This is a genomic window from Sphingomonas sanguinis NBRC 13937, from assembly GCF_001591005.1.
GTDB lineage: Bacteria > Pseudomonadota > Alphaproteobacteria > Sphingomonadales > Sphingomonadaceae > Sphingomonas > Sphingomonas sanguinis.
The window spans coordinates 15,648-36,771 of the sequence record NZ_BCTY01000037.1 but is presented as its reverse complement, the minus strand read 5'-3'; the positions used below and the strand labels follow the sequence as shown (position 1 = coordinate 36,771).

At 67.2% G+C, this 21,124-nt stretch carries 18 protein-coding genes and 2 pseudogenes; 13 read left to right on the top strand and 7 right to left on the bottom strand.

Features of this window, described 5'->3' with window-relative positions:
• Window positions 1–106: 106 nt before the first annotated feature.
• Window positions 107–1,675, bottom strand: a complete 1,569-nt coding sequence (locus SSA01S_RS13885) for a cytochrome ubiquinol oxidase subunit I (protein ID WP_061780821.1) — start codon at window positions 1,673–1,675, stop codon at window positions 107–109.
• 124 nt (window positions 1,676–1,799) lie between these two features.
• Here SSA01S_RS13885 and cydD point away from each other — a divergent pair, with 124 nt between their 5' ends.
• Together cydD and SSA01S_RS13875 are read left to right on the top strand one after the other, a co-directional pair.
• On the top strand, window positions 1,800–3,431 hold the full coding sequence (cydD, locus tag SSA01S_RS13880; RefSeq protein ID WP_061780820.1) for a thiol reductant ABC exporter subunit CydD: 1,632 nt from the start codon (window positions 1,800–1,802) through the stop codon (window positions 3,429–3,431).
• Window positions 3,428–5,026 (top strand): amino acid ABC transporter ATP-binding/permease protein, encoded by a 1,599-nt coding sequence (locus SSA01S_RS13875; protein WP_061780819.1) that lies wholly within the window; start codon window positions 3,428–3,430, stop codon window positions 5,024–5,026. The genes cydD and SSA01S_RS13875 overlap by 4 nt, the downstream gene beginning before the upstream one ends.
• Here the strand turns inward: SSA01S_RS13875 and SSA01S_RS13870 are convergent.
• Entirely contained in the window at window positions 5,023–5,712 is a 690-nt protein-coding gene (locus SSA01S_RS13870; protein WP_061780818.1) for a Crp/Fnr family transcriptional regulator, read from the bottom strand. The genes SSA01S_RS13875 and SSA01S_RS13870 overlap by 4 nt on opposite strands.
• The gene (hemN, locus tag SSA01S_RS13865) at window positions 5,702–7,024 is read right to left on the bottom strand and encodes an oxygen-independent coproporphyrinogen III oxidase (protein WP_061780817.1); all 1,323 of its coding nucleotides are present in this window, start codon (window positions 7,022–7,024) and stop codon (window positions 5,702–5,704) included. The genes SSA01S_RS13870 and hemN overlap by 11 nt, the downstream gene beginning before the upstream one ends.
• Before the next feature lie 129 nt (window positions 7,025–7,153).
• Here hemN and SSA01S_RS13860 point away from each other — a divergent pair, with 129 nt between their 5' ends.
• The 4 genes from SSA01S_RS13860 to SSA01S_RS13850 all read left to right on the top strand — a co-directional run bounded on the left by SSA01S_RS13860 (window position 7,154) and on the right by SSA01S_RS13850 (window position 10,777).
• Window positions 7,154–7,855 carry an OmpW/AlkL family protein gene (locus SSA01S_RS13860; protein WP_082795098.1) on the top strand — a complete coding sequence of 234 codons (702 nt, stop codon included), beginning with the start codon at window positions 7,154–7,156 and terminating at the stop codon, window positions 7,853–7,855.
• Window positions 7,856–8,233: 378 nt separating this feature from the next.
• The gene (locus SSA01S_RS19580; protein WP_153002958.1) at window positions 8,234–8,365 is read left to right on the top strand and encodes a benenodin family lasso peptide; all 132 of its coding nucleotides are present in this window, start codon (window positions 8,234–8,236) and stop codon (window positions 8,363–8,365) included.
• A gap of 43 nt (window positions 8,366–8,408) precedes the next feature.
• Entirely contained in the window at window positions 8,409–9,050 is a 642-nt protein-coding gene (locus SSA01S_RS13855) for a lasso peptide biosynthesis B2 protein (RefSeq protein WP_061780816.1), read from the top strand.
• Window positions 9,051–9,172: 122 nt separating this feature from the next.
• Window positions 9,173–10,777 carry an asparagine synthase-related protein gene (locus tag SSA01S_RS13850; RefSeq protein ID WP_061780815.1) on the top strand — a complete coding sequence of 535 codons (1,605 nt, stop codon included), beginning with the start codon at window positions 9,173–9,175 and terminating at the stop codon, window positions 10,775–10,777.
• Here the strand turns inward: SSA01S_RS13850 and SSA01S_RS13845 are convergent.
• The gene (locus tag SSA01S_RS13845) at window positions 10,766–12,865 is read right to left on the bottom strand and encodes an Atxe2 family lasso peptide isopeptidase (protein ID WP_058732917.1); all 2,100 of its coding nucleotides are present in this window, start codon (window positions 12,863–12,865) and stop codon (window positions 10,766–10,768) included. The genes SSA01S_RS13850 and SSA01S_RS13845 overlap by 12 nt on opposite strands.
• A gap of 5 nt (window positions 12,866–12,870) precedes the next feature.
• Entirely contained in the window at window positions 12,871–13,554 is a 684-nt protein-coding gene (locus SSA01S_RS19840; protein ID WP_061780814.1) for a porin family protein, read from the bottom strand.
• Window positions 13,555–13,610: 56 nt separating this feature from the next.
• Here SSA01S_RS19840 and SSA01S_RS13835 point away from each other — a divergent pair.
• The 7 genes and pseudogenes from SSA01S_RS13835 to SSA01S_RS13805 form a co-directional block, all read left to right on the top strand.
• Window positions 13,611–14,423, top strand: a pseudogene (locus tag SSA01S_RS13835) (type IV secretory system conjugative DNA transfer family protein); the annotation flags it as partial.
• 10 nt (window positions 14,424–14,433) lie between these two features.
• Window positions 14,434–15,720 (top strand): P-type conjugative transfer protein TrbL, encoded by a 1,287-nt coding sequence (gene trbL, locus SSA01S_RS13830; protein ID WP_061780813.1) that lies wholly within the window; start codon window positions 14,434–14,436, stop codon window positions 15,718–15,720.
• A gap of 3 nt (window positions 15,721–15,723) precedes the next feature.
• Window positions 15,724–16,542 (top strand): annotated as a pseudogene (trbF, locus tag SSA01S_RS13825) (conjugal transfer protein TrbF).
• Window positions 16,539–17,375, top strand: a complete 837-nt coding sequence (trbG, locus tag SSA01S_RS13820) for a P-type conjugative transfer protein TrbG (RefSeq protein ID WP_058732928.1) — start codon at window positions 16,539–16,541, stop codon at window positions 17,373–17,375. The pseudogene trbF and the gene trbG overlap by 4 nt, the downstream one beginning before the upstream one ends.
• Window positions 17,376–17,422: 47 nt before the next feature.
• Window positions 17,423–18,598 (top strand): TraB/TrbI/VirB10 family type IV secretion system protein, encoded by a 1,176-nt coding sequence (locus SSA01S_RS13815; RefSeq protein WP_058732949.1) that lies wholly within the window; start codon window positions 17,423–17,425, stop codon window positions 18,596–18,598.
• Between the two features lies 1 nt (window position 18,599).
• On the top strand, window positions 18,600–18,830 hold the full coding sequence (locus SSA01S_RS13810; RefSeq protein ID WP_058732929.1) for a DUF2274 domain-containing protein: 231 nt from the start codon (window positions 18,600–18,602) through the stop codon (window positions 18,828–18,830).
• Complete coding sequence (locus SSA01S_RS13805) at window positions 18,827–19,060, top strand: hypothetical protein (protein WP_058717136.1); 234 nt, start codon at window positions 18,827–18,829, stop codon at window positions 19,058–19,060. Before SSA01S_RS13810 ends, SSA01S_RS13805 begins: the two co-directional genes overlap by 4 nt.
• On the opposite strand, the gene SSA01S_RS13800 is transcribed toward SSA01S_RS13805, so the two are convergent.
• Both SSA01S_RS13800 and SSA01S_RS13795 read right to left on the bottom strand, forming a co-directional pair.
• Window positions 19,057–20,388 carry a type II toxin-antitoxin system HipA family toxin gene (locus SSA01S_RS13800; RefSeq protein ID WP_061780811.1) on the bottom strand — a complete coding sequence of 444 codons (1,332 nt, stop codon included), beginning with the start codon at window positions 20,386–20,388 and terminating at the stop codon, window positions 19,057–19,059. The two genes, SSA01S_RS13805 and SSA01S_RS13800, sit on opposite strands and share 4 nt — an antisense overlap.
• 2 nt (window positions 20,389–20,390) lie before the next feature.
• On the bottom strand, window positions 20,391–20,639 hold the full coding sequence (locus tag SSA01S_RS13795) for a helix-turn-helix domain-containing protein (protein ID WP_042485091.1): 249 nt from the start codon (window positions 20,637–20,639) through the stop codon (window positions 20,391–20,393).
• Between the last annotated feature and the right edge of the window lie 485 nt (window positions 20,640–21,124).

The window sequence follows — 21,124 nt, the reverse complement described above, 5'->3', positions numbered from 1 at the left end:
GCCCAGGTCGAACCCGTCGGTCAGCGCAAAGCCGATCAGCAGCACGCCCAGCAGCGCCCACCAGATCAGGCGCAACATCTCATAATCGAACATGTCCTGGCCTCCTTCAGGCGGTGACGGGTATGGCGGCGGGGATCGGGCCGGGCGCGGGCTGGTCGTCCCGTTCCTCCGGGCCGTGCGCGATGGCGGCGAGGATCAGTCGGATCTCGATCACCGCCAGCACCCCGTAAAGCGCGGTAAAGCCCGCCAGCGTGGTCCACAGCGCACCGCGCGACAGCGAACTGGTCGCGAGGAAGGTCGGCAGCACGCCCTCGATCGCCCAGGGCTGGCGCCCCAGCTCGGCGACGACCCAGCCCAGCTCGATTGCGATCCAGGGCAGCGGGATCGCCGCCACCGCGAGGCGAAGGAACCAGCGCGCATCCAGATGCATCCGCAGCGAGCATAAGGCGAAGGCGGTCGCGAACAGCGCGATCATCGCAAAGCCGATCGCGGCCATGATGCGGAAGCTCCAGAAGAGCAGGCCGACATCGGGCACCGTGTCCCAGGCTGCCGCCTCGATCTGCTGCGGCGTCGCGGCGCGCGGATCGGCCATCTGACGCTTGAGCAGCAGGGCATAACCCAGGTCGCGCTTGTGTGCCTCGAACCGGGAGCGCTGGACAAGGTCGTTCGGGTTCGCCTTCAGCCGCTGGACCGCGTCATAGGCGATCACGCCCGAGGCGATGCGCTCCTGCGCTTTCAGCACCAGTTCGGACATGCCGGTGACGGTGCCGTCCAGGCTGCGCGTCGCGATCAGGCCAAGCAGCCAGGGAATCTCGACCTTGTAGCGCGTTTCGCGCGCGACGGTGTCGGGATAGCCGAACAGGGTCAGGCCGGAGGGGCCGGGTTCGGTGTGCCAGACCGCCTCGATCGCGGCGAGCTTCATCTTCTGATTGTCGGTCAGCGCATAGCCGCTCTCGTCGCCCAGCACGACGACCGACAGCGACGAGGCGAGGCCGAACGCCGCCGCCACCGTCATCGACCGGCGTGCGACCGGCAGAAAGCGGCCCTTCAGCAGCCAGAAGGCCGACACGCCCAGCACCACGACCGAGGCGCAGACATAGCCCGCGCTGACGGTGTGGACGAACTTGGCCTGGGCAACCGGGTTGAACAGCACCGCGCCGAAATCACCGACCTCCATGCGCATCGTATCGGGATTGAACGACGCCCCGACCGGATTCTGCATCCAGCCGTTGGCGATCAGAATCCACAGCGCCGACAAATTGGTGCCCAGCGCGACCATGAAGGTGACGATCAGATGGCCCAGCTTCGACAGGCGGTCCCAGCCGAAGAACATCAGCCCGACGAACGTCGCCTCGAGGAAAAAGGCCATCAGCCCCTCGATCGCCAGCGGCGCACCGAAGATGTCGCCGACATAATGCGAGAAATAGGACCAGTTGGTGCCGAACTGGAACTCCATGGTCAGGCCCGTGGCGACGCCCAGCACGAAGTTGATGCCGAAGATCTTGCCCCAGAAGCGCGTGGTCACGCGCCATTCCGGGCGGTTGGTCATGACATAGACAGATTCCATGGTGACCAGCATCATCGACAGGCCGAGCGTCAGCGGTACGAACAGGAAGTGATATAGCGCGGTGGCCGCGAATTGCAGTCGCGACAGGTCTACGACGCCGGGGTCCATAGCATGTCTCCATAACAGGAGCCGCCCCCCGGCCCCTTGCCGAGCGAATCGCTAGGCCTGGCGCGCCGTGCCGACATTGACCGCGGTCAAAGACGATGGGGGCGGTCGGGGCGACCATCGGGGCATGACGACGATCGCCCATGCCCCCCCGACGCCCCGGATGCGCAACCGCTGGTTGAAGGGGGCGGCCGGGCGGCGCGACGGCGTGGCGGGCCTGTTGCTGCTCGATACGCTGGCGGTGATCGGTTTCGCGGCGGGGATCGCGGGGGGCGTGACGGCGGTGACGGGGCAGGGGGTGCGGCTGCCCTGGGCCTTGCTGATGCTCGGCACGGGGGCGTTGCGCGGCGTGTTAGCGACCCTGGCCTTGCGGTGGGGGGCGGATAGGGCGGGGGCGGTCAAGCGGGCACAACGACTTCGCGTCGTGGCCGCCACGCTGCGTCGCAAGCCCGGCGCCCCGATCGACAGCGGCCTGCTCGCCGGTCAGGCCGTCGATGCGGTCGAGGCGCTGGACGGCTATGTCGCGCGTTTCCTGCCCGCACGCCGGGCCGCCGCCATTGCGCCGATGCTGGTCCTCGCCGCGACCGCCTGTGCCAGCTGGGTGGCGGCGGCCATTCTCGCAGCCACCCTGTTGCCGTTCGTGGCGGCAATGATCCTGGCGGGCGGCGCGGCGGCGGACGAGTCGCGGCGGCAGTTCGTCGCCCTTCACCGCCTGTTGGCCCGCTTCGCCGACCGGGTGCGCAGCTTGCCGGTCGTGCTGGCCTTTCGCGCCGAGACACGCGAGACCGAGGCGATCGGCGCGGCGGCGCAGGAACTGGCCGAGCGGACCATGCGGATCCTGCGGGTGGCGTTCCTGTCCTCCGCCGCGCTGGAGTTCTTCGCGGCGCTCTCAGTCGCGCTGGTTGCGGTCTATTGCGGCTTTGCCTTGCTCGGCCTGCTGCCCTTCGCCGCGCCCGAGACGCCGAGCCTCGGGCGGGCATTCTTCGTGCTGGCGCTCGCACCGGAATTCTACGCCCCGATGCGCCGCCTAGCCGCGGCCTATCACGACAAGCAGGCGGCGGAGACGGCCGCCGACACGCTGATGCCCCTGGCCGAACCGGCACCTGTGCCCGTGGTCCGGGTCGCGGCCCCGCTCATTCTGCGCGATGTCGCCATCCGGTATCCGGGCAGCGATGCCCCGGCCGTCTCGCGCCTGTCGCTGTGGATCGAGGCGGGCGAGACGGTGGCGCTGCTCGGCCCCTCAGGCAGCGGCAAGACCAGTCTCCTGCATCTACTGCTGGGCCTCGCGCCGTTATCTGCGGGAATTGTCGAGGCGGGCGGTGTCCCGCTCACCTCACTGGCGGGGCAGGCGAGTTGGGCGGGGCAGCATCCCCTGCTCATCGCGGGCTCGATCCGCGACAATCTGACGCTCGCCCATCCTCAAGCGGATGAACTGGCGGTCCAGCGTGCGGTCGCGGCGGCGGGCTTGGGGCTGATGCTCGCGGCCCGGCCGGGTGGCCTTGATGCAACGCTCGATACGCGCGGCAGCGGGCTGTCGGGCGGCGAGCGGCGGCGGATCGCGCTGGCCCGCGCGCTGCTCAACCCCGCGCCCTTCCTGCTGCTCGACGAGCCGACCGCGCATCTCGACGCCGCCGCCGAAGCCGTGCTGATCACAACCATCAAACGTGCCGCGATAGGCCGCACGACGCTGATCGCCACCCACAGCCCCGCGCTGGCCGCCATCGCGACGCGCGTCGTTCATCTGGGACATGCCGCATGAGACTCTCCAAGCTGATCGCCGCCGAGCGCCAGCGGGAACGCCGCCGCTTGCGACAGGCGGGCCTTTGTGCCGCACTGGTCGCGATCGCATCCGTGCTGCTGCTCGCCTTTTCGGGCTGGTTCCTGACCGCCGCGGCGCTGGCGGGGGGCACGGGGATCGTGGCGGCACAGGCGTTCAACTATATGATGCCCTCCGCCATGATCCGGCTGCTGGCGATCGTGCGAACCGGCGCGCGCTATGGCGAACGACTGGCGAGCCATGGCGCGGCCTTTGGTGCGCTCGCCCAGCTGCGGCCTGCGCTCTATCGTGCGCTAACCATCGCGCCGCCCTCGGTCGCGTTGGCGCTCGGCCGGGGCGAGGCGACCGCGCGGCTGATCGGCGATGTCGATGCGGTGGAATGGCGCTTCGTCCGTTCGTCGGGCCCTTGGGGTGTCGCGGCGGCACTGGCATCGGGTGCGGTGCTGACGCTGCTTGGCGGATGGCTGGCCATGGCCGCGACGCTGGCTTGTGTCGGGGGAGCGCTTGGGCTAGCTCGAGCCTGGGCGGACCAATTGGAACAGCCCGGCCGCGCGGTGCAACAGGCGATGGGAGCTTTGCGCGAGGAGGTGGCGACGATCGGCGGCGCGGCGGCGGAACTCCGCTGTTTCGCGCTGGAGGATTGGGCGACCGCCCGGATCGCGGCGGCGAGCGATCGACTCGCCGCGGCGCAGGCGCAGCAGGCGGCTGTGGCGGCCCGGTTCGAGGCGCTGCACGCGATCAGTGTCGCGCTGGCGGCGGCATCGGCGCTGCTCCTGTCGGCGGGCGCAGGCGCCCCGATCGCGGCACTGGCCGCCCTGGCGGCGGCGATGACGGCCGATTCGATCGCACCCATCCTGCGCGCGATGACCGAGCGCGGAAGGCTGCGCGAGGCGGAGGCGCGGCTGGAAACGCTGTTCGCGGCGGCGGACGAGCATCCGGCTGCGGATGGGGCATGCGAGGCGAATCTCATGATCGACGGCACGCCCTTCGCGCCCGGCAGCCGGATTGCCCTGATGGGGCCATCGGGCTGCGGCAAGACGAGCCTGGTCGAGGGATTGCTGGGCCTGCGTCCGCTCCCGCCCGGCCGGATCGTGATTGGGGGACGCGATGCCGCCTCTCTTGCGCCTGAAACCCTGCGGGCGACCTTTGCCTGGGCTCCGCAGGACGCGGCGTTGATGGCGGGCACGGTGCGGGACAATCTGCGCCTCGCCGATGACTATGCGGGCGAGGACCGGCTGTGGCAGGCCTTGCACGACGCCGCGCTCGACACCGTGGTGCGCGCCTTGCCCGAGGGGCTCGATAGCTGGCTGGGCGAGGATGGCGCGCGGCTGTCGGGGGGCGAGCGGCGGCGGCTGTCACTGGCGCGGGCCTATCTGGCGGATGCGCCCTGGCTGCTGCTCGACGAACCGGGCGAAGGGCTGGATGTGGCGGTCGCGGCGCAGGTCGCGCGGCGCCTGGACGCGCGGTTGACGCGGACCGGGCAGGGGATGATCCTGGTCAGCCACCGCCCCGTGCTGTCGGCCCTGTGTGATCGGCAATGGGCGGCCGATGGTGGAAACCGCCGATCCGTCGCCTAACCCGCAATCCCGGCCAGGCGCGCCCGGTCGAGCAGGCGCACGCCGCGCAGGCCGGATAGTGCGATCAGCCCGTCCTGCTGGAATGCGGTCATGTGACGGCTGACCGTCTCAACCGCCAGACCCAGCGCCTCCGCCATGGCACCGCGTGATAGCGGCAGGCGAAACGTCGCGTCTCTTTCCGCCTCACCCCGCCGCGCCATGTCGAGCAGCAAGGCGGCGACCCGCGCCTCGGCCCGCGCGCGGGCCAGCATCGGCATCCAGCGTCGGACCTCGGCCAGCGTCGCCATCGTCCGGCGCAGCAGCAATCGCCCGGCGGCGGGATGACGGGCGAGCAGCGCCTCCAGCGGCAAGCACGGATAGACGCACAGATCGGCATCGCTCAGCGCCGCGATCGTATCGGTGCAACGCTCGGCGAAGAGCGCGCCGACGAAATCGCCGGGATAGAGCAGGCCGACGATCTGGACGCCGCCATCCGCCTCTACGCGCGACACCTTGAGCACGCCCGAGACGAGATTGGCGCAGTGGCTGGCCGGATCGCCGCTCCAGCCGAATGCCTGTCCGGCGCTCAGTCGGCGGCGGCGACCAATATCATGAAAAGCGGCAAGCTCCGCGCCGCCCAATCCGTCGCACAGCGCCATGTCACGCGCCGCACAGGCGGCGCAGCGCGGCGGCAGGTCAGACGGCATGGCTGAAACGCGTGTCGTCCTCGCTGCGCCAGGCGTCGAAGGCGGCGGCAATGCTGCGGGCATAGGGCAGCGCGTCGGCCGTCAGCCGGAGACAGTGCCCTTCCCATCGGAGCAGCCCGGCCTGCTCGAAGCGGGAAAGCCGGGTATGAATGGCATCGCGCTCCGGTAAATCGCTCGTATCGGCGATTCCTTGGCACAGCACCCCTGCAATCGCCGCCCCTCGCCGCCGGTCGAGCGGCGTCCGACGGATACCACGCGCGGTCGCGAATCGACCGGCGCTGATTGCCTGGTGCCAATCGCCCGCCTTCTTCGCGTTCTGAAGCAGGCGGTCGGGAAATTCGCTGATCGCGCTGGCACCTAGGCCGATCAGGATCTCGGCGGGATCGTCGGTGAAACCCTGGAAGTTGCGGCGCAACGTGTCGTTTGCCGCCGCCTGTGCCAGCGGATCATGCGGTTTGGCGAAATGGTCGAAGCCGACTGCTCGGTAGCCCGCCGCCGTCAGTCGCTCATGCGCCGCTGCGGCCTGCGCGAAGCGCGCCGCCGCTCCGGGGAGCGCTGTCACGTCGATCCGGCGCTGGCGCGGGATCAGGTGAGGGACATGCGCATAGCCAAAGACCGCCAGCCGCTCGGGCGCAAGTGCGATGGCTTCTTCCAGCGTGGCTTGAAGCGCTGCGTCGGTCTGTCCGGGCAGGCCGTACATCAGGTCGAAATTGATCGATCCGACCCCGCCCCCGCGCAACAGCGTGACGGCGCGGATGATGTCCTCGCGCGGCTGAATCCGGCCGATCGCCGTCTGGAGCATGGGATCGAAGGTCTGCACGCCCAGGCTGACCCGCGCGACGCCGGTCGCGGCGATGACGCTCCCCCAGTCCGGCGCGAAGCCGCGCGGATCGATCTCCAGCGATAGCGGTGCGTCTTCACACGCAAAGGCCCTGCGCAGATGCGCGACCAGTGCTGCAAAGGCGCCCGGGGGAATGGCGTTGGGACTTCCCCCGCCAAAGGCAATCCGCCGGATTTGTCCGCGCCCCTCCAGCCGGGCGGCAATCCTGTCGATCTCGGCATGCAGCCGCGTCAGATACGCCTCCAGCCGCGTCGTCCGGTTCGCCGCACCGGTGTTGCACCCGCAATACCAGCAGATCGCCCGGCAATAGGGGATATGCAGATAGAGCGACACGTCCGCATCCGCATCGACGGCATCGAGCGCGGCGGCCATGTCGTCATGACCCACCCCGTCGCCAAACTCTGCGGCGGTGGGGTAGCTGGTGAAGCGCGGCACGGGCCGAGCGAGCAGTTCGGGATGATAAGGCCACATGGCGCATGCTGTGCCCCGCTAGGGCGGACGCACCTTTGACCGCCGTCAAACCGGGCTTTGTCGATGGTCAAGGCGGCGGGCCAAGTCCGCTCCTAATCGGTCCTCCGGTACCGACACAGGAGACACACGATGACCGCCCTCAGAACCGCCGCCATCCTGCTCGCGCTCAGCGCAATGGGGATCGGCGCATCGGCTTCGGCCCAGGATCGCACCGATGTACAGCCCCGGGTCGGGGTGCGCGCGGGCGACGTCCTGTTTCGCGCGCGGGCCATCCTAGTCGCCCCCAACGAGCGATCCGGCAGCATTCTCCCCGCCTTTCCTGGCGAGACGGTGAAGGTCGACAACCGCCTCATGCCCGAGGTCGACGCGACCTATATGGCGACGAACCATCTCGGCTTCGAGCTGATTGCCTCGACTACCAAGCATTCCATCAGCGGGATGCGGGGCACGACCGGCAGCCTCGGCAAGCTGGCCTCCACCTGGGTCCTGCCACCGACGTTGACCGCGCAATATCATGTCTCGCCGATGCGCCATGTCCGTCCCTATGTCGGTGCCGGCGTCAACTATACGATCTTCTGGAACGAGGCGGCCTCCGACGGCCTGCAAGCGGCGGTGGGGCCGACCAGCGTGCATCTGAAGGACAGCGTCGGCTGGGCAGCGCAGGCGGGCGTGGATGTAGACATCACCCGCCGGGTCTTCCTGAACCTCGATGTCAAGTACATCGACATCGATACCACCGCCCGTCTCGACAACGCAGCGCTGGGCCGTCAGCACGTGAATGTCTCGTTGGACCCGCTGGTGGTCGGTATCGGATTGGGAATGCGTTTGTGAAGCTGGCAGGGAGGTATCGGAGCTGCCCAATCTCATGACGCCCTGCCTGAGGAAAGAGCATGGCGCTCTGGACGGGGACTTGGCGATTCTGTTCGCGGCTCGAGGTTGATCGACCGAGTGCCGCCCACTGATGGTGGTCCCGGCCGGCTGGATTATCGACGAATCCAGCCGGTTGGGTGGGCTGCGGACATCGCGGTGCGTCAACGTCTGGCGACCGGAGTATCTATCGATAGGCAATGGTCCGTCATGCTGCGAACGTCATGGCATCGGGGCAGAGACGACATTCGAGATATCAAGGCCGCATAAAATTTCTATAGAATGCCGCTCGGCACATTCTCCCAAGGCCGCGAATGGTCGCGGTATGCATAGGAGAACGTCATGGAACGCAATAATGACAAGGTCCCGACGCTCGTCGACCTGGGTGAGGCCCGCAGCCTGACCCAGGGCCCGGCGGGTACGCCGATCGACGAGGTCCAGGGGTTCCTCGCCGCCGGCCTGTCCGACGATTGATCGGGTGGCGGGGTATTCCACGGGATACCCCGCCGCTTTCACCATGGCCTATTTTCTTCCCCCCCTGGTCGGGTTCTGCTTCGTTGGCGAAAGCGCAGTTTTTCTCGATGCGCGATCGGACCGCTATTGGATGCTTCCGGCTGTGACGGGCCGGTCCTTGCGCCAGCAATGTGGAGGCGAGCCACTCTCCCCCGAGGAGACCACGCAGCTCGGCGAATTGGTACGGGTCGGGTTACTCGATGTCTCGGGAAATCACCCCGTCGTGCCCTGTCGGCTGCCCGCCCCCCGGACCAGCTGCCTCGATGCAGCGGAGAACATACCGCGATTGTCGACGATGATCGCGTGGCTGGGCTACGCCGCTGCCGCCCGACGCCTGCGCCGGCATGGCTTGCAAAGCGAGATCGTTCGCCTCGAACGTTTGCGTCGTCAGAGATCGGGAAAACCTCGCAACGTCGATTGCTCGGCCGAGGCATTTGTGTGGCTGCGGCTTTTGGTCAGTCCACTTGGCCGTTGTCTGCCCTTGTCGATGGCCTTGGCGGAGCGCTGTGCCTGCCCCGAGGTGCACCTCGTCTTTGGCGTGAAACTGAGCCCGTTTGCGGCCCATGCGTGGGTCCAACGCGATACCGAGGTGCTCAATGACGAACTCCACGTTGTGCAGGATTTTACGCCGGTACTCGTGGTATGACCCGGCCAGCCTTTGCAGCGTGGCTTTCGAAGCCGGGCAGCTTTCATCCGGCGGACCGATGCCGTTTCATTGACGCCGCCGGTCGGACGGGACTTCGGCCATCCCATATCGGCGAAGGGGTTATGATCGCGACGGTCGAAGGGAGCTCGGGGCCGGGGGGCCGGATCATCGGCCCGATATTCCGACGTGGGGATGACACAGCGCTGACCGCTGACGCGGTCGAGCCTTTGCTGCAACATACGGACGGTGCGCGTGTGCTGGTCCGTGATTTCTGGGGTGATTACATCGCCATCGGCGCAAAGGCGGGCGCGGAGCGGTATGCCTTACGCTCCCCCTTTGGAGATCTGTCCTGCTATTGGCACGAGGCCTCCGATCATGTCGTGCTGGCGTCCTCGATCCGGCTGCTCGGCGCGTTCGGCGGGCCAGCTCCCGCGGTCGACTGGCGAGGCTTGAGCCATTTCCTTGTGGCCACAGACCTACGCAACGGACGAACGTGCCTGCGCGACATTCAGGAATTGGGCGCCGGGCAGATGCTGCAAGTCGCCCTAGCCAATGTCCGTATCAGGTGCTGCTGGTCACCATGGTCCTGCACTGAGCAAATGCCCCCGTTCCAGTCGCGCGACGCCGCCGCGAACGCCATGCGCTCGGCGATTGACGTCGCGGTGTCGGCTTGCGTGAACCGAGATACGCCGGTGATTTTGCTATTATCGGGTGGGCTGGACTCGTCGGCCGTAGCAGCGGCACTGGCAGCATGCACGCATCATCTGACCTGCCTGACCATGGTGGTGGCAGACGCACAAGGCGATGAGCGAAGCCAAGCGCGAGCCGTGGCGCATCATTTGAACGTACCTCTGGTCGAGATCATGCGCGATCCGGAGCAGGTCGATTTCACGCGTCCTTTTGCGCCTGGACTGCCTCGACCGACTGGCGCGCCATTCCGCCAGGCCACATTGGCGGCGGCGGACAGGCTGGCACGCGATACCGGCGCGAAGCAGGTGATCGATGGCGGCGGCGGCGACAACATGTTTTGCTCGCTCCAAAGCGTCGTTCCGGTGATAGATGCTTTGCTGGGCCTGAACAGGGCGGCGCGGCCGCTGGCAACGGCCGCGTCGATCGCGCGGATGGCCAATGTCAGCTTGGTGTCGGTGATGCATCGTGCCGCCCTGCGGATGATGACGGGTCGTGTGGCATATCGCTGGCCGATCGACCGCATGCTTCTCAATCCCGCGATGATCGACGACTTCATTCCGCTCCACCCCTGGCTGGTACCACCGCAAGTTACACCGCCAGGCAAGGCGGCGCAGGTCGGTCTTCTTCTGGCTGCTGTTTCGGTCGTCGGGAATCTCGAGGCTGAAAGACGCCCGGCAATTCTGTCGCCGCTCGTGTCGCAGCCCATCGCCGAAGCCGCGTTGCGGGTGCCAAGTTGGATGTGGTTCGAGGAGGGGCGTAACCGGGCACCGGTTCGGCGGGCCTATGCCACGCGGCTGCCGACTTCGGTGGTCAGCCGGCGATCAAAGGGCACGCCGACCGGCTTCCTGGCGCGACTGGTCGAAAAAGAGGCCGACATGTTGCGGCCTTTCCTGCTTGACGGATGCCTGGCCATCCATGGCGTCATCGACCGGGCGGCAGTGGAGGCCGCGCTGGCGCCGGGACCGGCCCGCGACCTGCGCTTTGCCCGGCTGTTGCAACTCGCCGACGCCGAGGCCTGGGCGCGGTCATGGAGTTGATGCCGGGGGGCGGGTCACGGCCGAATGGTCGCGCCAGTCCCGCCACCGCCGATACTGTTCGCGCTTGGCGGGATCGGGATCCTCCTCGCCCCGAAGCCAGAAGCGGAACCAGTCGAGATTGCGGGCATAGACCGCAGCCCGGTGCGCCGGCTGCCATTTAATGTGGTGCTCGTCAGGGAAGATGCGAAGTTCGACGGGTACGTCGTTCTCGCGCAGGGCTGCGAATGTCTCGAGCGCGAACAGCCCTTCCTCGTCGGCCAGCTGGAAGAGGACCGGCGTGCGCAGCCTATGGGCCGCCTCGGGCAAGGATATCGGTGCCCAGAATGCAGGATCGTCGTCGGTCACTTTGGGAAAGCCCATGGCGTGCATTTCGTCCGCGAGGACCGTGCCCCCGTAGATGAGGTCGCTCCGCAGATAGCGGCAGCAGGTGCTAAGCGAGGCCGCGCGGAACGGCATGCCGGCAACCAAGGCATAACGCGCCGTGGTCGATCCGTCGCTCAGCCCAGTGATGCCCATCCGGTCGCGGTCGATGTCGCCGCGCGCGGCAAGCTTCGCCAATCCCGCTTCGAGCGAATCGTGAGTGTTGCGCCGCTCGTCCCAGTTTCGCAAGACGGCGGCGACGGCTTCGGCGCTCGAGAGGTTGGGCCGGGCCTGCACGACGAGCGGTGGACGTTGAAAGCTGAGCACAGCGATCCCGTTCGCGGCCAGCGGCAGGATCGGATATTCGTCGCCCGTGCCGCCGCGCAGGAAGCCGCGGCTGGTATACTGGACGATGACCAGCGGCCAGCCCTTGGCAGGTGGTCGTCCTGCAGGCAGGACAAGATCGCCCCAGGCGGGAAGACCCGCAGGGTTCGTCCAGCGCAGGCGCTCGACACGGGGCTTGGTTCGCGACGCGAACTCTGGGTTTGGATCGAGGACGGTTCGTGCGGCACCGCTGGCAAGGTCGATCCCGACGATTCGGCGCGGCGCCAGCGATGATTCCCGCAGGCACAGCAGTTCCCGGGGCGCCATGGTGCAGCCGACGAGGGCATCCTCGGTGGCCAGCAGGCGACGGACCGCAGCCTCGCCCGGCGTCCAGCGAAAGAGCGACGTACTCTCGTTGTTCGGGCCCTCATAGCGCAGGAAGAAAAGGCTGCGGCCATCGGGGTCCCACCATAGCCCGCGGATCGAGCCATGGCATTCGGAGGCGGTACAGGCCAGACGCCGACCGCCGCTTCCATCGGCCCAGATCCGGCGGCCGGCAAAGGGGGATGGGCCGTCCACCTCAGCGCCCGCCCTCCGACCGTCCGATGTCACGGCATTCAGGGGAGAGGGCTCGCTCAGTCCCGGTTCGCCACCCAGGCGCGCGATATCCTGGCGATCGGCGCGCGCAGCCGGTCCACCATTTCGGGGTACAGACCAAACGACTCTCTCGAGATCGCCTGGTAGCTGCGGTGCAAAGCCGTTGGGCGGAATGACGCGATGGTCGAACAGGAATCCGTTGCGGCCCTCGGCGCGCACCGCGTCGGTGAAGGTCGTTCGCCCGGGCCGAGTTGCAAAGACGAGCCTCGTTCCATCTTCGCTCCACGCGACCGCCTCGACATCGACCGGCGCGTCGGTGATCTGCACGGCGGCGCCGTCGTCGACCGAGATGCGCCAGGCCTGGGTCCGGCCGCCGACGCGCTTGAGATAGGCCAGGTATCGTGCGTCGGGCGACCAAGCCGGGACGATGGTCGCAGGCAGGCCGCTGCCGGTCCGGGACCCGCGCACGACATTTTCCGCGCGTATAGCCTCGCCGCCTTCATCGACGATTCGTGGTTGAGCCCGCGGTTCCAGGCCGAGCACGACCAAGGCTTGGCAGACGCTATTGGCCACGGGGTCGGCGCGCGAGATGACGAACGCGATCCGGCGACCATCGGGGGACACGGCGAGCGGGCTCGGTCCACCGACCGAGGGGTCGGGCTGGCCGATGTCCCGCAAGGCCAGTAGGTCGTCGAGCGAGACCGGTCGTCCCGCTGCGGCGGCCGGGGTGAATGCCGGCATGATGCCGGGGCATGGCGGGGGCGCGGCATCGATACCGGCGACAGCGAGGCCAGCGGCCAGCAGCATAACGCTCACCACGACTTGGTCGCCGAAATCGCGAGGACATGCCCTAAAGGCGAATAATTGGTCGAATCGTAGGGCGTGTCGTACGGCAGCGTCGTCGCGATCGCGCTGGGCTTGGCATCCAGGATGTTCTGGGCGGTCACGACAAGGTCGACACCGTGCCACCATGTTGGTCCTGAGCCGGTGCGATAGCGAAGCGTGAGGTCGCCCTGCGTCATGCCACCGACACGGCGCGCCGGCGTGGTCCGTCGGTCCTCGACCCCGTCGATCCGGCTCACCGCGCCGGTGATCGTCAAGCCGCCCTGGGTCCAGCCGAGGGTGGCTCGTCCGCGAAAATGGGGAGGATTGAAGATCGTGCCGGCCAGATCGACGACGGGTTGTGCCGGCGTCAGTTGCTGATCACTCTGCAGATAGGCGCCGGAAAGGGTGGCGTTGACCTGCCCGGCGCCGAGGCTGCGATCGAGGCGGGCCAGCATGTCCAGGCCCTTCACGCGTTGCCGCCCGGCATTGCGGTTGGCGTTGTCGATGACGGCGACGACCCTCGTGGGGTCATAGGCGCCACCAGTGGCGTTGAGGAACTGCCCCGCCCCGAGACGCAGGCTCTCGAGGGTCGCAAGGCCGGGCGCGCGCAGCACCTGGTCGGCATAGACGGGATCGGCGAGCGCACGCGCGATGAAGGTGATCGGTGCCACGATACGATCCCGATAGAGCGTCTCGAAATAGCTGATCTCGACGCTCAGCCCGTCGACTGCGCGGGGATGGATTGCAATGGGCCGCTGCTCGGCTCGCCTACCAGCCGCAGCTCGGCCCGCCCTGGTTCATCGCATTCGATCGTCCGATCTACCATCCGTGGTCGATCTTTCCATGGTGGTTCTCGTTCGACGCCTATGCGCCGGTCATCTTCGACGAGGCAGGCGCGATCGCTGCGGCCGGCGGCTTCCTGGGGTGCGGCGCCGCGGTCTTTGGATCGATCTGGCGGGCGCGGCAGTCCAGCAACCTCACCACCTATGGCTCGGCTCGCTGGGCGACCCGCAAGGACGTCGCGGCGGCCCGACTGCTCGGTGATCGCGGCGTCGTCCTCGGCCGGTTCGACGGTGACGATCTTCGCCACGACGGCCCCGAGCATGTCATGGCGTTCGCACCGACCCGTTCTGGCAAGGGGGTGGGCCTGGTCGTGCCGACGCTGCTCAGCTGGACCGGCTCGACGATCGTCCACGACATCAAGGGCGAGAACTGGCAACTGACCGCCGGCTGGCGCGCACGCTTCTCGCACTGCCTGCTGTTCAATCCGACCGATGCCCGCTCGGCGCGCTACAATCCGCTGCTCGAGGTGCGGCGCGGCGTGAACGAGGTCCGCGATGTCCAGAATATCGCCGATATCCTCGTCGACCCGGAAGGTGCGCTGGAGCGGCGCAACCATTGGGAAAAGACCAGCCATGCGCTGCTGGTCGGCGCGATCTTGCACGTCCTCTATGCCGAGGGAGAGAAGACGCTCGCCCGCGTCGCGACGGTCCTGTCCGATCCGCAGCGCAGCTTCGCTGAGACGCTGCGCCATATGATGGAGAACCGCCTTGAACGACTTGAACGTCATCGACCGCTTCCTCCAGGCGTTCATCACCTACATCGACAGCGGCTTCGGGCTGCTCGGTCCTGACGTCGGCTTCCTGACCGCGACGCTGATCGGCATCGACATCACGCTTGCCGGCCTGTTCTGGGCGATGGGCGGCGAGGACAATGTCATCGGACGCTTCCTCAGGAAGATCCTCTATGTCGGCGCCTTCGCGTTCATCCTCAACAGCTTCTCTCGCCTCGCCGACATCATCTTCCGCTCGTTCGCGCAGGCCGGGCTGACCGCCGGCGGTGGCACGCTGTCCGCGGACGACCTGCTGAAACCCGGGCGGCTCGCCGGTACCGGCTTCTCGGCGGCGTGGCCGCTGCTCGATCAAGCGAGCGAGATGGTCGGGTTCACGACCTTCTTCGACAATTTCCTGACGATCATGATCCTGCTGTTCGCCTGGGCGCTGGTGATCGTCGCCTTCTTCATCCTCGCGGTGCAGATGTTCGTCTGCATCCTCGAGTTCAAGCTGACGAGCCTGGCGGGCTTCATCCTCGTGCCGTTCGCGCTGTGGAACCGCACCAGCTTCCTCGCCGAGCGCGTGCTGGGCAATGTCGTCTCGTCCGGCGTGAAGGTGATGGTGCTCGCGGTCATCGTCGGGATCGGCTCCAACTTCTTCGCCGACTTCACGCAAGCGCTGCGGGGCCAGGAGCCCGACATCGGCCAGGCGATGAGCCTCGTCCTTGCCAGCCTGTCGCTGTTCGGCCTCGGCATCTTCGGGCCTTCGACCGCCTCGGGACTTGTCTCAGGCGCGCCGCAACTCGGCGCCGGCGCGGCGCTGGGGAGTGCGGTCGGCGCCGGCGGCATCGCGATGCTGGCGGGCGGCGCGGCGGCAGGCGGCGCGCGCGCCCTGGCCGGCGCTGCGCTGGGGGCGGTGCGTGCCGGCACCGCAATGGGATCGGCGGCCTCGACCGCCGCGCAGCTCGGTCGTGAGACGGGCGGCTCTGCAGTCGGCGGCATGGCCGCGGCAGCCAAGGGCGCGGCGGCCCAGAAGATCGAAAGCACCCTCGGGCTCGGCGCTGCCGCGGAGCGAGGTGGCAACGCCGCCTGGTCGGCGCTCAATCGAACCTCCGACGCGTCGCCGGGCACGAACGACGCCGAGGGCGGCATGCCCGCCTGGGCGCGGGCGATGCGCGACCAGCAGACGAGCCGCCATCGCCGCCAAGTCGCGATCCACGCGCTCAGCCAAGGCGATCGTGGCGGCGGCTCCGCCATTCCCGACATCAAGGAAAGGAACGACTGAACCATGGTCTTCAAGCGAAGCGTGCAGCGCTACGGGCGAACGCCGCCGCCCGAGACACCCTACCAGCGTGCCGGGCAGCTGTGGGACGAGCGGATCGGCTCGGCGCGCGTGCAGGCGCGCAACTAGCGGCTGATGGCGTTCGGCTGCCTGTTCCTGACCGCAGGCACGTCGGCAGCCCTTGCCTGGCAATCGATGCAGAGCCGCGTCACGCCCTATGTCGTCGAGGTCGACAAGCTCGGCGAGGCGCGCTCCGTCCAGCCGGCCGACGTCGCATACCGGCCGACCGACCCGCAGGTGGCGTGGCACCTGTCGCGATTCATCACCAACATCCGCTCGGTGTCGCTCGACCCGGTGCTGCTGCGCCGCGACTGGCTCGAGGCCTATGACTTCGCAACCCAGCGCGGGGCCCAGTTCCTGGGGGAATATGCCCGGTCGGCAGCGCCCTTTGCCCAGGTCGGCGACCGGACGGTGTCGGTGCAGGTCACCAGCGTCGTTCGCGCGTCCGACACGTCGTTCCAGGTCAAATGGACCGAGACCACGTTCGAGCGCGGCAGCCAGGCCGGCGTCCAGCGCTGGACGGCGATCCTCAGCATCGTCATGCGCGCGCCGACATCGGCCGATGTGCTGCGCAAGAACCCGCTCGGCATCTATGTCGACGCGATCGACTGGAGCCGCGAACTGGACACCGCGCCATCGTCGCCATCCCCACGCCCCGCCACCCGGTCGCCGGCGAACCTTCCATTCGGATCACCGCTCGATCCTTCACTCGGCGCCCGGTCCGGCGCGGTGAGCCTGTCCAACTCACAGGAGAAGAACCCATGAAATCCGTCATCTTGCCGGCCATCGCCACCATGGTCCTGGCCGGCCCCGCGTGGGCGCAGGATCGCACCGCGGCACCGCTCAAGACGGTGCGGTCCGCGACACGGAACGCCACGGTCGAGCCGGCAGCGAACGGGTTCGTCAGTGGCGCGCAGGTCTATCCGTTCAGCGACGGCACGATCTATCAAGTCTATACCGCGCCGGGGTTGGTAACGGACATTGCGCTCCAGCCCGGCGAGACCCTCGTGGCGGTCGCGAGCGGCGATACCGCCCGCTGGGTGATCGGCGATACGACGAGCGGCTCGGGCGACGACAAGCAGACGCATGTGCTGGTCAAGCCGGTCTCGGCAGGCTTGCTGACCAACCTAGTCATCACGACCGACCGGCGCGCCTATCATCTCAGGCTCGCCAGCACCACGGCAACGGCGCTGTCCTCGCTGCGCTGGACCTATCCGCAGGACGAACTGCTGGCCGTGCGACGCAAGGCGGAAGCCGCGCAGGCTGCAGCGCCGGTTGCGACGGGGCTGGCGATCGAGCAGCTGCATTTCAACTACGCGATCAGCGGTGACCGCCCCCCATGGCGGCCGCTGCGCGTGTTCGACGACGGGACAAGGACCTATGTCGAGTTTCCCGCATCGCTCGCCAATGGCGATGCGCCACCATTGTTCGTCGTCGGCCCAAATGGGAAGGTGGAACTGGTCAATTACCGGCTGCGTGATCGTTTCTACGTCGTCGACCGGATCTTCGACGCGGCCGAACTCCGGCTCGGCTTGAAGAAGCAGCAGGTCGTTCGCATCGACAGGATCGGGCCATCCGCTCAGCGGAGGGGCGCATGACCGAGATTGCCGAATCTTCGTCAGCCGCACCTTCGCCCGCCGAAGCCGTGCTCGACGCGCCCGCACCCGAGGCGCCCGCCCAGCCGCCGAAGGTCGACCCGGAGACATTGGCCATCCGTTCCCGTCCGGTACGCGCGATCCGCTTCCGTCGCGGCGCGATCATCGGCATCGCCGCGGTGGGCTCGGCCAGTCTGATGGGTATCGCCTGGATGGCGTTGAAGCCGCAGGTGTTTCGGCATGTCGCGCAGGACAGCGAATTGTCTCAGCCGATAGCGAAGCCCGCCGCCGACGCACTTGCGGGCCTGCCCGCGAGCTATGGCGATGCGCCCAGGCTCGGCCCACCGCTTCCCGGCGATCTTGGCCGGCCGATCCTTCGCGCACAGGAACGGGCCGAAGCGACCGTTGCCCCTCCGTCCGTAGATACGGTCGCGGCAGCACGGCAACAGCGGATGGCCGACATTAAGGCGGCGCGGGAATCCGGACTGATGGCGCAGGTCACGACCGGCCATAGCGTGGTCACCCCTGCTTCCTCCGTCGGCCCCGAAGTCCCTGATGCCATCCCTGCGACCGCGATGGTGACGCGCAAGGAGCAGTTCGCCGCGGCCAAGGACACGGGCGGCGATCTTAACCCTGGCGCCCTGGTCGCACCCGCTTCGCCCAACAGCCTGTTGGCGGGCAGCGTGATCGCGGCAAGCCTCATAACCGGCTTGAATTCCGACCTGCCCGGCATGGTTACCGCGCAGGTCACCCAGAACGTGTTCGATACCGTCACGGGGACCATCCTGCTCATACCACAGGGCGCCCGGCTGATCGGCAAGTATGACAGCGTCGTCGCGTTCGGCCAGCGCCGCGCGCTGGTGATCTGGCAACGGTTGATCCTGCCCGACGGCAGCTCGGTGCGGCTCGACAACATGCCTGCCACCGACCCGGAAGGCTATGCCGGGCTTGCCGACCGGGTCGATTTCCACACATGGACGCTGCTCAAGGGTGTCGCGATCGCGACCATGCTCGGCGTCGGTTCCGAGCTGTCGGTCTCCGGCGGAAGCGACCTCGCGCAGGCGATCCGCCAGTCCGCGCAGATGAACGCCGCGCGGGCCGGCGACCAGATCACCCAGCGCAACCTCGACGTCCATCCGACGGTCACGATCCGTCCCGGCGCGACGGTCCGCTTGCTGGTGACCCGCGATCTCATCCTCGCCCCTTATCCGAGAAGGACAAGCTGACATGGCCGATCTCAAGCTCGGCAAGCTGCCCGACCGCACGCCGGTCAAGCTGGCCATCACCATCACGCCGGACCTCCAGTCGTCGCTTCAGGCCTATGCTGCGGCCTATGCCTCGACCTACGGCATCGAGGAGCCGGTCACCGAATTGATCCCCGCGATGTTGTCGGCCTTCCTCGAAAGTGATCGGGCGTTTGCGCGCGAGCGCGACGCGCGGGCACGGGGGCAGAAATGATCGAGCGGGCATGGGAAAGGAAGATCGAGCCGCTGACGGTCCGCGTGGCAACGGCGGTCCGGATCACGGGCCTTAGCCGCTCGCGGATCTACGAGCTCATCCAGTCGGGCGACCTCGAGACGACGAAGGTCGGCCGTGCCACGCTGGTCCAGTATCGCAGCCTCAAGCGGTTGACCGACAATGAGGGTGGCGGAGAGGGGCATGCCGGACATGTTTGGCAACGCGACTAGCTTAGCTCCGTAAACGCCGTGTCGAGACTGGCCAGACGATCGGCGATCGCTCGGCTTACGCTGGCATGGACGTCGTCGGCGAAGTCGTCCGGCATTGCTTCTCGCGCAACGTCCGCGGCCGTGACGGCTTTTTTGCGAATGTCGGTGATGACCTTGTCGATAATGGTCGGGCCGATACCCGCGGCTCTCGCGGTCTGGACGAAGTGCCGGCCTAGGACTTCCTCGATCCGGTAATGGCGGCTGGTGCCCGCCGACATTGCCAACCGGAAACTCTTCCGTGCCAACTGTCCGCGATCGACAGCGCCTTGAACGCTCAGGACATCGTAGAAGGGCGTCAGCTTGAAGCCGCCGCCTGGACGCAGGAAGAGGCTGAAGTTCTTCGCATGCCCGTCGGTCGCGCCGATGAGCCAGAAGATGATCTGGCTCGACAGGAATGTCGCCTGATCCTCGGTCGGATCGTCGCTACCGCCGAGCAGTCTTATGATGTCCGCCGCGGCGGGACCACCTTCGCTTTGGTATTTCTGGGAGGATGGCACGCCGAGTGCCTGGCAGCAGTCTTCCTGCGGAACGCGCAGCAGTCGGCCATCGGCGAGCCATTGGCGATCGAACCGCTCGACGACCAGTACCCGGCGCTTGCCGAAGGTGACGATCTCGGTTCGCGCAACTGGCAAGCCGAAGGCGCTTAGCAGCGCCAGGCAGTAATGCTCGTTGTCGACACTTGCGGTCATGTCGACCGTGCCGGTGGAGGTCGGAATCTCGCCGAGTTGAGGCTTGAGAATGTGGGTCGTCGGGGTCGTACCGAACGGGCGTAGCCACCGGCCGTCGTGGCGCAGCAGCGCGGTCTTCTCCTGCGCACCGGCGATCGAAATCCGGAACTCGTGGTCGGGGTCGATCCCGAGCGGCGCACCTTTGAGATTGTCGAGGAGCTGTTCGATATCCTCGTCGCCCAAAGCTTCGCCCTGTACCTTGCCTATGGCATCGATGGCCTCACCGTCGGGCAGGAACTGCATCGCGCCGACGCAATCCCGACCGATGCGGGCCAAGAGGCTGTATGGATCGGTACCTTCGGCACCTGTGCGCTCCGCCACGCGGCGTCGGATATCGGCGCTGTCGGGGAGCAGGTTGTCGAAAACGGCGAGTACCGGTGCGCCGCGATAGGTGGTTGCGCGAAGCGGCAGCGATAGCGAGGCTGCAAAGGCGTGGTCCCACTCGAGCCAGCTCAGGTCATAGCGGAACGATACGGCGCCACTCGTTTCCTTCTCGAGGCGGCCGACGAGGCGATTATTAATCAGCACGTTCAGGGGAACATGGGTCTTGCGGCGCGCCATTGTCAGAAGATTTCGCTCAGGTCAGCGCTGCCCTTGCTGCGCGGTGCGATCTGCATGTCAAGGTCGAGCGCTGCCAGGATACCGAACAGGGTGTCGAGCTTCGTACCCGTCTGCCCGCTTTCGATGCGGGAGATCGTCTTCTGCCCGGTGCCAACCAAGGCCGCCAGAGCCTGCTGGGTGAGGTTGCGCTTGGTCCGCGCGTTATGGATGAGCGCACCGAGCTGTTTGGGAGAGCGAGCAATGTGGGCCACGGGAGACGCCTTTCAGTGACGGCATACCCTATAAGGGATAAACTAGCGATATACCTTGAAGGGTATATTATGTATTTATACCCTGCAGGGAGTAGATGCAATTTATACCCTGTGGGGCATTATCAACGTTAAGGACTCTGGGCTATATCGGGCGTCCGCGAGGGTAGCGGCCAGAGGCGGGGAGGAGCCGTTCTCGTCAGCATGGCTGGACGACGACATGTAACGCGCGCGATTCCAACGTTTGCCAGCCTTGCCTTCACGCCCTTGCGCGGATTTGGGTGGGGCGCCGTCGATATGCACTAAGCATTGCGACACTCGCGCTCTTTGCCTCGGGTTGCAAAACAGAATGGACCCAGACGGAGCAGCTTGGCACCACGCCAGCGGCGCCGATGCCGTTCCTGCAGCATCGCGAGAGACGGTAGCGAATGTCCCTCGCGCGCACCCCGGAGGACCGAGAGAGGCTCTACTCCACTTAGCGGGGAAAC

Bases quoted from the DNA above. Each gene is read 5' to 3' on its own strand.
- SSA01S_RS13885 (WP_061780821.1), bottom strand. From the start codon at position 1,675: ATGGACCCCGGCGTCGTAGACCTGTCGCGACTGCAATTCGCGGCCACC.
- cydD (WP_061780820.1), top strand. From the start codon at position 1,800: ATGACGACGATCGCCCATGCCCCCCCGACGCCCCGGATGCGCAACCGC.
- SSA01S_RS13875 (WP_061780819.1), top strand. From the start codon at position 3,428: ATGAGACTCTCCAAGCTGATCGCCGCCGAGCGCCAGCGGGAACGCCGC.
- SSA01S_RS13870 (WP_061780818.1), bottom strand. From the start codon at position 5,712: ATGCCGTCTGACCTGCCGCCGCGCTGCGCCGCCTGTGCGGCGCGTGAC.
- hemN (WP_061780817.1), bottom strand. From the start codon at position 7,024: ATGTGGCCTTATCATCCCGAACTGCTCGCTCGGCCCGTGCCGCGCTTC.
- SSA01S_RS13860 (WP_082795098.1), top strand. From the start codon at position 7,154: ATGACCGCCCTCAGAACCGCCGCCATCCTGCTCGCGCTCAGCGCAATG.
- SSA01S_RS19580 (WP_153002958.1), top strand. From the start codon at position 8,234: ATGGAACGCAATAATGACAAGGTCCCGACGCTCGTCGACCTGGGTGAG.
- SSA01S_RS13855 (WP_061780816.1), top strand. From the start codon at position 8,409: ATGGCCTATTTTCTTCCCCCCCTGGTCGGGTTCTGCTTCGTTGGCGAA.
- SSA01S_RS13850 (WP_061780815.1), top strand. From the start codon at position 9,173: ATGATCGCGACGGTCGAAGGGAGCTCGGGGCCGGGGGGCCGGATCATC.
- SSA01S_RS13845 (WP_058732917.1), bottom strand. From the start codon at position 12,865: ATGCTGCTGGCCGCTGGCCTCGCTGTCGCCGGTATCGATGCCGCGCCC.
- trbG (WP_058732928.1), top strand. From the start codon at position 16,539: ATGAAATCCGTCATCTTGCCGGCCATCGCCACCATGGTCCTGGCCGGC.
- SSA01S_RS13810 (WP_058732929.1), top strand. From the start codon at position 18,600: ATGGCCGATCTCAAGCTCGGCAAGCTGCCCGACCGCACGCCGGTCAAG.
- SSA01S_RS13805 (WP_058717136.1), top strand. From the start codon at position 18,827: ATGATCGAGCGGGCATGGGAAAGGAAGATCGAGCCGCTGACGGTCCGC.
- SSA01S_RS13800 (WP_061780811.1), bottom strand. From the start codon at position 20,388: ATGGCGCGCCGCAAGACCCATGTTCCCCTGAACGTGCTGATTAATAAT.